Here is a 13,403-nt window from a genome sequence, read left to right as displayed (position 1 = left end):
AGGTATTGCTCTGTATCCAAGTATGGCGTGTCCACGGAAAATCCGTTGCGTGCACGCCAAGGGTTATCACCTTCAGCCTACGAGCTTAGTCGAGGGCGGCATTTTACGGGAAACGAGGCGTAACGCCAACTTGTGTAGCCATACTTCGAACCGGAAATATCGATAGAGAGGGAGAGTGCGATGAAAGAAGTAGCAAGTATGGTGCATTGATGTTTCGCAATTGTTTCTCCCCTGGCGACAAGCTGTGACATTGTGGCGTGGGGCAAGGCGCGAAGTGCATTATTTCCGGGTGATCCCCGCTTTTTTCGCTTCGGAACGCTATTACAGTAAAAACTGACCTGACGCAATATCCGTGTTGGCAGCCATCCGCATAATGCCAGACAAGGTTCGGGGGGCAATAGAGATGGATAAATTACTCGACAGGTTTTTGAATTACGTTTCTTTTGATACTCAGTCAAAGTCCGGCGTTCGGCAAGTGCCGAGTACGGAAGGCCAGCTAAGGCTTGCGCGCGCCTTGCAGCAGGAATTGCTGGAATTGGGATTTGAACAGGTGACGCTCAGCAAACAGGGTTGCGTGATGGCGACGCTGCCTGCCAATGTAGCCTGGGCAGTGCCGACCATCGGTTTTATTTCTCACATGGATACGTCGCCCGATTACACCGGCAAGAATGTTAATCCGCAAATTCTGGAAAACTATCGCGGCGGTGATATTGCGCTGGGAATGGGCGATGAGGTGCTATCGCCGGTCATGTTCCCGGTGCTGCATCAACTGTTGGGCCATACGCTGATCACCACCGACGGTAAAACGCTGCTTGGCGCGGATGATAAAGCCGGGATAGCCGAAATTATCACGGCGATGGTGCGTTTGAAAAAGCGTCAGACGCCGCACGGGGAAATTCGTATGGCGTTTACGCCCGATGAGGAAATTGGCAAAGGTGCGCAGTTCTTTGATGTGAATACATTCAATGCGCAGTGGGCCTATACCGTTGACGGCGGTGGGGTGGGCGAACTGGAGTATGAGAACTTCAATGCCGCGGCGGTAACGGTGAAAATTGTAGGGAATAATGTCCACACCGGTAGCGCCAAAGGCGTCATGGTCAACGCGCTGACACTGGCATCGCGCTTCCATCAGGCAGTACCGCAAGAAGAGTCGCCTGAAAAAACTGAAGGCTATCAGGGGTTCTATCATTTGCAAAGTATCAAAGGGGTGGTGGAACGAGCGGAGATGCACTACATCGTGCGTGATTTTGATCGCTCAGGTTTTGAACGGCGCAAACAGAAGATGATCGACATTGCTGAGAAGGTCGGGGCGGGGTTGCACCCGAATTGTTATATCGAAGTGACGATCACCGACAGCTATTACAATATGCGCGAACAGGTTGAGCAACACCCGCATATTATTGCACTGGCGCAGCAGGCCATGCGGGATTGTCATATTGAACCTGTTTTCAAACCGATTCGCGGCGGAACTGATGGCGCGCATCTGTCGTTTCAGGGATTGCCTTGCCCGAATTTGTTCACCGGCGGCTACAATTACCACGGAAAGCATGAGTTTGTGACGCTGGAAGGCATGGAGCAGGCAGTATCCGTAATTATGCGAATTGCCGAATTGACTGCTCAGCAGGCCAGATTATAGTCAGTTTATTTTGCTGTGAGCGATGTCGTTATAATAAACATCAGGCGGGGTTCTCCCCGCCTGATGTTTATGTCTTATTGACTAATCAGCAAAATACCAGTAACCGCTGTTTATCAGAATAGTGAGTTGCGTCAGAAACGCGGGGTCGTCCAGCGCGTCGCGCAACATCGATATATCAATAACATGATGTTCGGCCAGCGCCAAAAGAGCCTGCTTATGCGGGCTATCAATTTTTTCGCCGTTTACAAAGCAGTCATCGCCGACACACAAGACACGCAATCCGCCCAGGCGACGCAATGGTTCCCCTTGTTGCAGATAATCATAGATTTCGCTGGCCTGATAGGGCGGCTCCGGCGGCGCGACATCAAGCTCATGGCGGGATTGAGAGATAAATTCGCCAAACCAGTTCTGGAAATGTTCTGGTTGCTGAACCAGTTCCAGCATCATTTTCTGAAGCGCATTCATCTCTTGCGGCAGAATGAGCGCCGGATGATCGCGCGTGGGAATGGCGGGATCGCTGTAGCGATAGCTGCCAAGTTCGCGGGAAAGGACATAATCAGCGAAACCGCTCACCAGTTCGCGAGCATTCGGGGCGCGGAAACCAACGGAATAGTTGAGCGCGTTTTCCAGCGAATAGCCCTCGTGCGGGAAACCCGGCGGAATATACAGAATGTCGCCTGGCTCCATTTCTTCATCAATGATGGCTTCAAATGGATCAACCTGTAGCAAATCTGGGTGCGGACAATGCTGTTTCATCGGGATCTTTTCGCCCACGCGCCAACGGCGGCGTCCGGTGCCTTGAATGATGAACACGTCGTATTGATCCAGATGTGGACCGACGCCGCCGCCCGGCACGGCAAAAGAGATCATCAGATCATCCATGCGCCAGTCCGGTAGTTGACGGAAAGGGCGCATCAGCGCGGCGGAGGGCTCATGCCAATGGTCAACGGCCTGAACCAGCAGCGACCAGTTGGTTTCACCCAGATGATCGAAGCTTTCAAACGGGCCGTGGCTAACCTGCCAGCGGCCATTTTTATGGCTCACCAGACGGCTATCGACTTCATTTTCCAGCGACAGACCGGCAAGCTCATCAGGGGAAATCGGATCGATGAAATTGGTGAAACCGTGTTTGATAATGACCGGGCGTTGTTGCCAGTAGCGCGCCAAAAAATCCGGCCAGTCGAGATTGAGTTGATAGTCCATACCATATTTTCCGGCAAACAAGGGGGCTGATGGCATTATAGTCGAAGTGCCGTCTGCTGTACTGACTTTCACTCATTCTGGCCAAGATTCTGGCGAGAGAAGATGGCTTCAACCCTGGCGCCGCCCAGCGCACTTTCACTGATGAGGATCTCGCCTTGATATTGTTCAATAACTTCCGCTACGACGGATAAGCCAATACCTTGGCCGGGACGCATTTGATCCGCGCGTTGTCCGCGCTGGAACATCACCTCGTGTTTGCCGAGCGGGATGCCGGGACCATCATCGTCAATGATTAGATGCAGTTTATGATCGGAATACTGGGCGCTGATCTCCACAAACTCCAGGCAGTATTTGCAGGCGTTGTCCAGGATGTTGCCCAATACTTCCATAAAATCGTTTTTTTCACCGACAAACGTCAGTTCGGGAGAAATGTCCAGCGTCAGCACCACACCTTTTCGTTGATATACTTTGTTCAGAGCGGAACAGAGACTATCCAGCATTGCCTGCACCGAGTGAACTTCCCGCATCAGCATGTGATGTTCGGAACGGATGCTGGCGCGATGCAGATAGTAACCAATCTGCTGCGATATGCGGCTGATTTGTGACAGCATGAGGGGTTCGGCTTGATCGATGTGGATTTCTTTACCGGTGCGCAACGCTCGCAATGTGGTTTGCAGCACCGCCAGCGGCGTTTTCAGGCTGTGCGTCAGATCCATCAGGGTAGTGCGATATTTATGATAGCGCTGTCGTTCATTATTCAGCAGGATATTCAGGTTTTTTACCAGACTCGATAGTTCCTGGGGCGGATTTTCATCCAATTGCTCGCGCGTACTAAGTCTGAGTGAATCCGGTCGAAACTTATAAATAATAAGTTCACCACGCTCATTTAAAAGTATCAGATTATCCACAGTGATAATAAACAGGGCATAAACGGGTAGGGAGAGCAGGGGAAAATTTACGTTAGAAAAGGCGGGCGCGAACGCCCGCCAGTACAAATTATTTCAGTTCGTCAGCTTATTTCAATTCGTCAACCATGGTGATGGCGCGACCAATATAGTTGGCTGGCGTCATGGCTTTCAACCGGATTTTTTCTTCTTCCGGCAGCGCCAGTCCGTCAATAAAGGCCTGAATGCCCGCTGCATCAACGCGTTTGCCGCGGGTCAATTCTTTAAGCTTTTCATACGGTTTCTCAATGCCGTAGCGTCGCATCACGGTCTGAATAGGCTCCGCCAGCACTTCCCAATTGTGATCCAGTTCGTCAGCAAGACGATCGCGGTTCACTTCCAGTTTGCTGATGCCTTTCAGGGTCGCCTGGTACGCAATCAGCGCATAGCCCACGCCAACGCCCAGATTACGCAGAACGGTAGAGTCGGTCAGGTCGCGTTGCCAGCGGGAAACCGGCAGTTTACCGGCCAGATGGCCCAACACGGCATTCGCCAGCCCCAGGTTGCCTTCGGAGTTTTCAAAATCAATCGGGTTCACTTTATGCGGCATGGTGGAAGAACCGATTTCACCCGCGATGGTTTTCTGCTTGAAGTGATTCAGGGCGATGTAACCCCAGATATCACGGTCGAAGTCGATCAGAATGGTATTGAAACGCGCGATGCAGTCAAACAGTTCGGCGATGTAATCATGCGGTTCGATTTGCGTGGTGTAGGGGTTCCAGCTAATGCCCAGCGAGGTGACAAAGCTTTCGCTGAACTGATGCCAGTCGACTTCTGGATAAGCGGCAAGGTGTGCATTGTAGTTACCGACCGCGCCGTTGATCTTGCCCAGAATTTCGACCTGCTGAAGTTGACGATACTGACGTTCCATCCGGTAAGTCACGTTGGCGAACTCTTTGCCGATGGTGGACGGCGTCGCCGGTTGACCGTGCGTGCGGGAGAGCAGCGGAATGTCGCGGTATTGCCGGGCCAGATCCGCCAGCGCATCAATAATTTTACGCCAGTGCGGTAAAATCACGTCGCGCCGCGCCGTATCCAGCATCAAGGCGTGAGACAGGTTGTTGATGTCTTCGGATGTACAGGCGAAGTGGATGAATTCGTTCACGGCATGCAACGCAGGCACTGCCGCCACTTTCTCTTTCAGAAAGTATTCGACGGCTTTCACATCATGGTTAGTCGTGCGTTCAATGGTCTTGATGCGCTCGGCATCCTGCTCGCTGAATTCGGCGACAATGTGGTCAAGGAAAGCGTTTGCGTCGCGATCAAATGCAGGAACTTCCCGGATTTCTGCACAGGCCGCCAATTTTTGCAGCCAACGTACTTCAACCTGTACGCGGAACTTCAGCAGACCGAACTCGCTGAAAATCGTGCGCAACGTGCTGACTTTATCGCCGTAGCGTCCATCTATAGGGGAAACGGCGGTCAGTGAGGATAATTCCATCGCAAGCAACTCCTGGGATTGATTTTAATAAACATGAATATCGGGTTCCGATGCTCAACAGCCTGTCGGCGTTTCATCGTCCCCGCGCTGGCGGGGATCGGCATTCATCGAACCTGTCTAATGTATAACGAATGTATTGCGCGTCAGCAACGCGCCAGTATCTGTTTGGCTTCTTTGATCAGATGGCTACGGGAAAACATCAGTTGCAGGCGTCCTCCGCCAATCTGCTGCCACAGCACCGCGGAACGAATGCCCGCCAACAGCGCCGCACGCACTTTGGCCTGAACCTGCGTGTTTTTCAGCACTTCCGGCGCGCCTGTCACCTGGATGCGTGGGCCTAGGGTACTGATGACATCAACATAAATGCCCGCCAGCGCGCTGATGATCGTATCAGACAGCAGTTCAAAATGCTCTAACTGACGTTCCAATTGTCCGATACGGTTACCCAGTTCATTTAATGACGCGGGTTTTGCTTTGAGCTTGCGTTCCAGCGCAATCAGGCTGAACGCATAACGTGACAGTTCTGCCCCGGCGCCTTTGTCGCTACTGGTATTCAGAATGCCGAGCAAGGTTTCCAGTCCTGTTTTTAGGTTACTTTCCGCATCGCCATAAACCGCCAGCGTGGATGCCGGATTAACCACCAGAATACTGTTCAGCGAGGTGTGGAGAATGTCGTTGTCGCAATGGCCCGTATTCGCCAACTGATGCACCAGATGGGCCGACTGACAGATACCCGCCAGCGCCAGCGTAATGTCATGATAATTTTTCGCCACAATCACTCCTGTAAGCGTTCTTCAATGATACCCCCGCCGAGGCAGACGTCACCCAGATAGAAGACGGCGGACTGACCTGGGGTTACCGCGGCGACCAGTTCATCAAAACGTACCGAGAGACGATCTTCGCCGAGTGGGGTAACCGTACAAGGGATATCTGCCTGACGGTAGCGGGTTTTCACCGTGCAACGTAATGCCGCGGTCAGCGGTTGGCGGTCAACCCAATGCAACTGTTGAGCGATTAACCCGTAAGACATCAGGCGCGGGTGCTCATGCCCTTGTGCGACGTACAGAATATTATTAGCGACGTCTTTGTCCACGACGTACCACGGATCTTCGCCGCCGTCTTTGACGCCGCCGATCCCTAATCCTTTACGCTGTCCCAGTGTGTGGTACATCAACCCCTGATGCTGTCCCATCGGTTTGCCATCATCAACGGACAATATCGGGCCAGGCTGGGCAGGCAGATAGCGCGCCAGAAAATCGGTGAATTTACGCTCGCCGATGAAACAAATTCCCGTGGAATCTTTCTTTTTGGCGGTAGCCAGTTCCAACTGCTCAGCGATTTTACGAACTTCGGGTTTTTCCAGTTCCCCGACAGGGAACAGGCTTTGCGCGATTTGATCGTGGCTTAACGTATAAAGGAAGTAGCTCTGGTCTTTATTGCCATCCACACCGCGCAGCAAACGGCTTTTGCCGTCAACGTCCTGACGGCGGACATAGTGACCTGTCGCAATGTAATCAGCGCCAAGATCTTCGGCGGCAAACTCAAGAAACGCTTTGAATTTGATTTCCTTGTTGCACAGAATATCCGGGTTGGGGGTGCGGCCCGCTTTATATTCCGCCAGGAACAATTCAAATACGTTATCCCAGTATTCGGCGGCAAAGTTGACGGTGTGCAGTTCAATACCCAGCTTATCGCAAACGGCCTGGGCATCGGCAAGATCGGTGGCTGCGGAGCAATACTCGGTGTCGTCATCCTCTTCCCAGTTCTTCATGAACAGGCCTTCAACATGATAACCCTGTTGCTGTAACAGGTAGGCGGAAACGGATGAATCAACCCCGCCGGACATACCGACAATCACTTTTTTCTGGCTGTTATCTGACATGGAAGTCTCACGAACTGAAATACTTATGCGTTAAAGCGAAAACAAGCGGCGCATTTTAGCATGTTGCGTGGGGGCCTGCACCGCTATTCCTGACGCGCGGGCGGTTAAAAAGGCCAGTTAAAGGCTTGCAGCAGCGTCAACGGATAGCGTTCCGGCTGCTGATAGCAGCGAATACTTTCCGCCACCAGTGGGGATCGCAAGCAAGATGAATGCAGGATCTCCCCGGCGCTCAGCCAGCGGCAGCAGTCGATATCGCTGTCATGAGGCTGGGTTGCGGCACGATGCGGGAGATCGAGCGCAAAACAGAAACGCAGAAACGGCGTCTGGTCGGGCGCAATCCATTGATGCAGACGCAGAAAATGTTGCGGTACGGCGTGAATGCCGGTTTCCTCCCACAGTTCACGACTGGCCGCTTGGATCAGGGTTTCATCGGCTTCCAGATGTCCTGCGGGTTGATTCCACAGACGCTTGCCGTTAATCAACTCTTCAACCACCAGAAAATGGTTCTCGGCCTGAACAACGCAGGCTACCGTAACATGAGGTTTAAACATCTGTGATTTCCTTCCATTCTCCGGGTGACAAATTTTCCACGGTATGGTTGGCCATGCCGTAGCGAATCAGACGCAATGTAGGGTAACCGATATGCGCGGTCATGCGGCGGACCTGCCGGTTACGCCCTTCATACAACGTAATTTTCAGCCAGCAATCGGGAATGCTTTTTCGCTCCCGAATCGGTGGAACACGTGGCCATAACCACGCCGGGGCCGCAACGATCTCGGCGCCTGCCGGCAATGTTTTTCCATCTTTCAGTTCAAGCCCGCGCCGAAATCGCGCCAGCGCGTCTTCATCCGGGATGCCTTCGACCTGAACATAATAGATTTTTGCCGTTTTTTGTGCTGGTTGCGTGAGTCTGGCCTGTAACTTACCGTCATTGGTCAGCAGCATCAGCCCTTCGCTATCGCGATCCAAACGTCCGGCTGCATAGATGCCGCTGAATGGGATATAGTCTTTCAATGTTTTGCGGCCCGCTTCATCAGTGAACTGCGGCAAGACATCAAAGGGTTTATTGAACAGCACGACGCGCCGCGGGGTGTTATCTGCCCGCCTTTTAGTTGCCGTCTGTGAACTGAATCGTTTAACGTTGTGATTTTTAACAGAGAATCTCTTCATCATCTTTATAGCCGCGAAAAACAAAAGCATTATACTCGAAATAGTTTGCGATTGGCGCGGGCTGAACATTGAAGTAGTATTGACCCACATCTTACAAGTCATTAACAAAACTGCGCTCGAAGGAGAGGTTAATGGAAAGCAAAGTAGTTGTACCGACAGACGGGCAAAAGATCACGGTTGATGCCCTGGGCAAACTGATTGTTCCCAATAATCCGGTTATTCCGTTTATTGAAGGGGACGGCATTGGTGTCGATGTGACGCCAGCTATGATCAATGTCGTGAACGCGGCGGTGAAAAAAGCCTATCAGGGGCAGCGCGCGATTTCCTGGATGGAAATTTATACTGGCGAAAAATCCACACAAATTTATGGTAAAGACGTTTGGCTGCCGGAAGAAACGCTGGATCTGATTCGTGAATACCGTGTTGCGATTAAAGGCCCGTTGACGACGCCAGTCGGCGGCGGCATTCGTTCGCTGAACGTTGCGCTGCGACAACAGTTGGACTTGTATGTCTGTCTGCGTCCGGTTCGCTACTATGAAGGCACGCCCAGCCCGGTAAAACATCCTGAACTGACCAATATGGTGATCTTCCGTGAAAATGCGGAAGATATCTACGCCGGAATCGAATGGAAAGCGGGGTCGGCGGAAGCGGATAAAGTTATCAAATTCCTGCGTGATGAAATGGGCGTCAATAAAATCCGTTTCCCTGAGCAGTGTGGTATCGGTATTAAACCTTGTTCCGAACAAGGCACGAAACGCCTGGTTCGCGCCGCGATTGAATATGCCATCACCAATGATCGTGATTCCGTCACTCTGGTGCACAAAGGCAACATCATGAAATTCACCGAGGGCGCCTTTAAAGACTGGGGCTACCAGTTGGCGCGCGAGGAATTTGGCGGTGAACTGATCGATGGCGGACCGTGGGTAAAAATCAAAAATCCGAACACCGGCAAAGACATTGTGGTGAAAGACGTCATTGCCGATGCCTTTTTGCAGCAAATCCTGCTGCGTCCTGCCGAATATGACGTTATCGCCTGTATGAACCTTAACGGCGACTATATTTCCGATGCTCTGGCCGCACAGGTTGGCGGTATTGGCATCGCGCCGGGCGCCAACATCGGCGATGAATGTGCCCTGTTCGAAGCGACTCACGGCACAGCACCGAAATACGCGGGGCAGGACAAAGTGAACCCCGGCTCCGTTATCCTGTCCGCTGAGATGATGCTGCGTCACCTGCAATGGTTCGAAGCGGCGGATTTAATTGTTAAAGGCGTTGAGGGTGCGATCAAGAACAAGACCGTGACCTACGATTTCGAACGGCTGATGGAAGGCGCTAAGCTGCGGAAATGTAGTGAGTTTGCGCAGGACATCATCGATAACATGTAATCAGTGTCTGTCGAAGATTAAGAACAAGGAGGCTGTTATCGGCCTCTTTGTTTTCATTGCTGAAATGAGGCCAATGGGCGTCTGAAATTGGCTGGCAGGGGTGACAGCGCGACGGTTCTCAGGTGGCGGTTACAGATAAACCAAACTTCATCCCGGTCATTGGACAGGATGTAATAGGCGTCAGACGTTTCAGATGGATTGAATACGCCAATTGCGCGGTATGCCATTTCAGTATTAAAGCCGCTTTTGAGTGGCAAAGGGGTAGGGCCATTTTCCAACTCTTTTATTCTCACATACAGACCTTCTTCAAACCAAAGCATAGTTGCCTCTGAAATCTTACTGATGATGCTATGAGTATAGGCGCGGGATTGTGTTTCTACCTTCCGTCAGGATTACGATGAGTATAATCATTGAGAAAACATAGTATTGCGCGTTTTTTGTATTTCATGTTATGAAAGCCTCGCCTGTTTATTTTGTTATTCAGTCCGGTAATTACCGCTATCAAGAAATCTAATGAAATAAGTCGTTTTATGGCTTCATCTTATTACGCCGCGACTTTATTAAAAACGTAGATTTAATTTGATCTAAATCACAATTTTTCGATATGCATTTTGTTCTTATGAAAATCCCGTTGTGGGAAATAACGCAGTCGATTGATTTCATAAAGGCATGCTGGTAGCGGCATGTCGGGGAGGATGTATGTCTGTAATTCGCACCTGTTTGAGTCTTTTTGGCGGTGATACGGTGATTGTACGTTGTTCGAATGTATTTGAACTTCAAATGGTTAGTGGCGAGCAGGCGGAGAGCGCCCGGAATCAAACCGCCATGCCGGATATGATAAGCGTCAGTGCGGAAAATGAGATTTATTTAACGGTTCCCTATACCGGGAATTGGGATTTAATCATCAAGGCAAAAAACGATACGCCGGAACATTCGATAAGCTATTTTCCTGCTTGATGAGATTGTGGTTAGCATATTGTTTGTGATGTGAATGAATAGGCTGACCTTGAATATCTAGTTACCAATAAATACGAGATTGTACTTTTCCCTTCTATCTTGTAATCGCATCGGTATAACAAACTCCAGCCTATCTGCATAAAAGATATAGGATTAAGTATTTTTTCCAGCGATAGCGTCCGCATTAATCGATCCAGAATACCGGTTGGCACAGATGAACGGCAGGCGCTTTTATCATGCATAAATATATTTCAGATTTGAAACCAGATCACTTCATCTGGCGACTTCGTCCTGAGTTTGTCGAGCACCGCACTATTTGTTGATCAACCTATAATCATTGTTGAACAACCCATAATCAAAATATCTTGATGTTTCTAGCCGTAACTATTGTTAATGCCAGGGGGTGGTAGACTTAGGATCTTTTGCCATAATGATTTCTATCCATAGGGATTTACTGCTCTGAAAATGGGCGCATTACTCGTTTTTTAGCTTGTCGGCGTTAGTTGATGATCCGTATTGAAGTTATTACATACGGTGACTAATTAGATTTCTAACTCTTTTAATCTGGATACGATAGATATGCAGGGGGAACCTATGAGCCCAGCCCCGATAGGCAAAGATGAAACTGCTCGTCTTGCTGCTCTTGGTGAGTATGGCGTTAACAATTATTTATTTGATAGCGATCTCAATAATTTGATCAATCTGGCGGCCAATGTTTTTAACATGCCTCTCGTTTGGGTTTCTCTGGTGGAATCAGAACGACAGATATTTATCGCCAGTCTTGGCATGCCTTTTTATGAGACGCCAAGAGAGTTCTCTTTTTGTGCCTATGCGATTTTGAAAAATAAAATCATGGTGGTGCCTGATACCCTCCAGGATCCGCGTTTTGAACATAATCCGTTGGTAACTGGCGAACCCTATATCCGTTTTTATGCGGGTATTCCGTTAAGGACGCTGACGGGTCATGCGATTGGCACGCTCTGTATTGTTGACGTCAAACCGCATCCTTCCCTGAGCGCCAGAGATAAACATAACTTGCAGGACTTAGCCGCATTGGTGATGGATAAGCTGGAGATGCGGCGTCTGGATCTGGCGCGCAAGGCCAGTCGGATCCAGTTTGAAAATATCGCCAACACCTCGCCAGACAGTATTATTTGCGTTGATGGTCACGGCACGATTACTTTCTGGAATGCGGCGGCGCAAAAATTGTTTGGTTATACGGTTGATGAAATCATCGGTTCAGATATTCATATCCTTGTCGCCGAAGATGAGCGTGCGCAATTGGATCAGTTGATTGTCGATCGGCATGCGTTGACCAGGGGCATCACGCTGGAATTGCATGTCCGGGCGAGAAGCGGCGTTTCATTGTTGGTCGAAGTGTCGGTTTCCATGTGGGGCGAGGACGCCAGTATCAGCTATGGCGTGATCATGCGTGATATTACCGAGCGGCGACGCAATGAAGAACGCTTATTTTTGCTGGCGCATATGGATCCGCTCACCGGGTTGGCAAACCGCATGCTGCTGGCTTCCAATCTGGAGCAGATGCTAAGAAACAACGCCACTGCCTGTGTAATGATGGTTGATCTGGATGGCTTCAAGGATGTGAACGACAGTCTGGGTCATACTTGTGGCGACCATATCCTGGTTAGTGTCGCGAAGACGCTTCAGACCATTGTACGGCCTGGCGATTTGGTTGCCCGTATGGGAGGCGATGAATTTGCCCTGTTATTTCCGGGGTTGAATGATCAACTGGCGATTGCCAATTTTGCGAAAAAAATCATCCATGACATTTCGCAGGCTATCTTTGTTGACGACCACCAAATCAATATCAGCGCCAGTATCGGGGTTGTATTGGCGCCGAAACACGGCACTACGGCGCAAGAGCTCTTGACCAGCGTCGATTTGGCGCTTTATCAGGCTAAAACGGAAGGGCGGAACTGCTATCGGTTGTTTACCCAGGAACTCCGCGAAATTTTTCAGGCAAGACATGCTTTTCAACAGGAATTCGTGCGCGCCTATGCGCAAAATGAGTTTGAGTTGTTTTATCAGCCGCTGGTGAGTCTGATGAGCGATGAGATCGTCGGTGCGGAAGCATTATTGCGATGGCGTCACCCGACAAGAGGTTTATTGACGCCGGGCGCGTTTCTTGCCGCATTGGAGTACGGGGCATGGGCCGAACGCGTGGGGGATTGGGTGGTCAAAACCGCCTGCGCACAGGCCGCTCAATGGTACAACGCAGGCGCCTCGCATTTTCGCATCAGCATTAATCTGTTTAGCGTGCAGTTTCGTTCCGATATGTTGCTGCAAAAGATCACCGATGTGCTGGTGGAAACCGGGTTACCCGCCAGTGCACTGGAACTGGAAATTACGGAAAACATTATTTTGCGCTTCGATGAAAGCGTGTTACAGCCGCTGAATACGCTGAAAAATGCAGGAATCGGTATCGCGTTTGATGATTACGGCACGGGCTACGCGTCATTGAGTATGTTAAAAAACTACCCGGTGACCAGGCTTAAGATTGATCAGACGTTTGTACGCAGTATGTGCGAGTCTTCGACTGATGAAGCGATTGTCCGGGCGCTCCTTTATCTCGGAAAAAGCTTCGGACTGGGCGTGATTGCTGAAGGGGTCGAAACCCAGCAGCAGTGCGAACTGCTGAGGAGCCAAGGCTGTGAGGAAGTGCAAGGATATCTGTTCGGTTGTCCGATGCCTGCCGACGATTTTACCCGATTGTTGAAACTTGATATTCCGCACTCCGTAAAGCAATAGTTCAATGTACATCTGA

Annotated in this window: 11 protein-coding genes and 1 pseudogene; 4 read left to right on the top strand and 8 right to left on the bottom strand. The window is 50.5% G+C overall.

Annotated elements, in window-relative coordinates; genetic code table 11:
* Window positions 1–403: 403 nt before the first annotated feature.
* A complete protein-coding gene (gene pepT / locus NC856_RS02660) occupies window positions 404–1,636 on the top strand; it encodes a peptidase T (RefSeq protein WP_264088855.1) in 1,233 nt (410 codons plus the stop codon).
* 81 nt (window positions 1,637–1,717) lie between these two features.
* On the opposite strand, the gene NC856_RS02655 is transcribed toward pepT, so the two are convergent.
* From NC856_RS02655 to rluE, 7 genes and pseudogenes are all read right to left on the bottom strand, one after another.
* Window positions 1,718–2,839: a ribosomal protein uL16 3-hydroxylase gene (locus tag NC856_RS02655; RefSeq protein ID WP_264088854.1), complete on the bottom strand. Its 1,122-nt coding sequence runs from the start codon at window positions 2,837–2,839 to the stop codon at window positions 1,718–1,720.
* Window positions 2,840–2,907: 68 nt separating this feature from the next.
* Window positions 2,908–3,681 (bottom strand): annotated as a pseudogene (locus NC856_RS02650) (ATP-binding protein); the annotation flags it as partial.
* 172 nt (window positions 3,682–3,853) lie between these two features.
* On the bottom strand, window positions 3,854–5,224 hold the full coding sequence (gene purB / locus NC856_RS02645; RefSeq protein WP_264088853.1) for an adenylosuccinate lyase: 1,371 nt from the start codon (window positions 5,222–5,224) through the stop codon (window positions 3,854–3,856).
* 143 nt (window positions 5,225–5,367) lie between these two features.
* Complete coding sequence (hflD, locus tag NC856_RS02640) at window positions 5,368–5,997, bottom strand: high frequency lysogenization protein HflD (RefSeq protein WP_264088852.1); 630 nt, start codon at window positions 5,995–5,997, stop codon at window positions 5,368–5,370.
* 2 nt (window positions 5,998–5,999) lie between these two features.
* Window positions 6,000–7,106 carry a tRNA 2-thiouridine(34) synthase MnmA gene (gene mnmA, locus NC856_RS02635; protein WP_264088851.1) on the bottom strand — a complete coding sequence of 369 codons (1,107 nt, stop codon included), beginning with the start codon at window positions 7,104–7,106 and terminating at the stop codon, window positions 6,000–6,002.
* Window positions 7,107–7,210: 104 nt separating this feature from the next.
* The gene (locus NC856_RS02630; RefSeq protein ID WP_264088850.1) at window positions 7,211–7,657 is read right to left on the bottom strand and encodes an NUDIX hydrolase; all 447 of its coding nucleotides are present in this window, start codon (window positions 7,655–7,657) and stop codon (window positions 7,211–7,213) included.
* Complete coding sequence (gene rluE, locus NC856_RS02625; protein ID WP_264088902.1) at window positions 7,650–8,276, bottom strand: 23S rRNA pseudouridine(2457) synthase RluE; 627 nt, start codon at window positions 8,274–8,276, stop codon at window positions 7,650–7,652. Before rluE ends, NC856_RS02630 begins: the two co-directional genes overlap by 8 nt.
* Window positions 8,277–8,407: 131 nt before the next feature.
* On the opposite strand from rluE, the gene icd reads away from it, so the two are divergent.
* Entirely contained in the window at window positions 8,408–9,661 is a 1,254-nt protein-coding gene (icd, locus tag NC856_RS02620) for an NADP-dependent isocitrate dehydrogenase (protein ID WP_264088848.1), read from the top strand.
* 53 nt (window positions 9,662–9,714) lie between these two features.
* On the opposite strand, the gene NC856_RS02615 is transcribed toward icd, so the two are convergent.
* Window positions 9,715–9,981 (bottom strand): hypothetical protein, encoded by a 267-nt coding sequence (locus NC856_RS02615; protein ID WP_264088847.1) that lies wholly within the window; start codon window positions 9,979–9,981, stop codon window positions 9,715–9,717.
* Window positions 9,982–10,360: 379 nt separating this feature from the next.
* Between NC856_RS02615 and NC856_RS02610 the strand changes: the two genes are divergently transcribed.
* Together NC856_RS02610 and NC856_RS02605 are read left to right on the top strand one after the other, a co-directional pair.
* Window positions 10,361–10,618 carry a hypothetical protein gene (locus NC856_RS02610; protein WP_264088845.1) on the top strand — a complete coding sequence of 86 codons (258 nt, stop codon included), beginning with the start codon at window positions 10,361–10,363 and terminating at the stop codon, window positions 10,616–10,618.
* 594 nt (window positions 10,619–11,212) lie between these two features.
* Entirely contained in the window at window positions 11,213–13,387 is a 2,175-nt protein-coding gene (locus tag NC856_RS02605) for a sensor domain-containing phosphodiesterase (protein WP_264088843.1), read from the top strand.
* Window positions 13,388–13,403: the final 16 nt, after the last annotated feature.

The organism is Brenneria izbisi (assembly GCF_025840185.1).
GTDB lineage: Bacteria > Pseudomonadota > Gammaproteobacteria > Enterobacterales > Enterobacteriaceae > Brenneria > Brenneria izbisi.
Note: the sequence above shows the minus strand (reverse complement) of the source record. Positions and strands in the feature narration are given on the sequence as shown.

Bases quoted from the DNA above. Each gene is read 5' to 3' on its own strand.
- pepT (WP_264088855.1), top strand. From the start codon at position 404: ATGGATAAATTACTCGACAGGTTTTTGAATTACGTTTCTTTTGATACT.
- NC856_RS02655 (WP_264088854.1), bottom strand. From the start codon at position 2,839: ATGGACTATCAACTCAATCTCGACTGGCCGGATTTTTTGGCGCGCTAC.
- purB (WP_264088853.1), bottom strand. From the start codon at position 5,224: ATGGAATTATCCTCACTGACCGCCGTTTCCCCTATAGATGGACGCTAC.
- mnmA (WP_264088851.1), bottom strand. From the start codon at position 7,106: ATGTCAGATAACAGCCAGAAAAAAGTGATTGTCGGTATGTCCGGCGGG.
- NC856_RS02630 (WP_264088850.1), bottom strand. From the start codon at position 7,657: ATGTTTAAACCTCATGTTACGGTAGCCTGCGTTGTTCAGGCCGAGAAC.
- rluE (WP_264088902.1), bottom strand. From the start codon at position 8,276: ATGAAGAGATTCTCTGTTAAAAATCACAACGTTAAACGATTCAGTTCA.
- icd (WP_264088848.1), top strand. From the start codon at position 8,408: ATGGAAAGCAAAGTAGTTGTACCGACAGACGGGCAAAAGATCACGGTT.
- NC856_RS02615 (WP_264088847.1), bottom strand. From the start codon at position 9,981: ATGCTTTGGTTTGAAGAAGGTCTGTATGTGAGAATAAAAGAGTTGGAA.
- NC856_RS02610 (WP_264088845.1), top strand. From the start codon at position 10,361: ATGTCTGTAATTCGCACCTGTTTGAGTCTTTTTGGCGGTGATACGGTG.
- NC856_RS02605 (WP_264088843.1), top strand. From the start codon at position 11,213: ATGAGCCCAGCCCCGATAGGCAAAGATGAAACTGCTCGTCTTGCTGCT.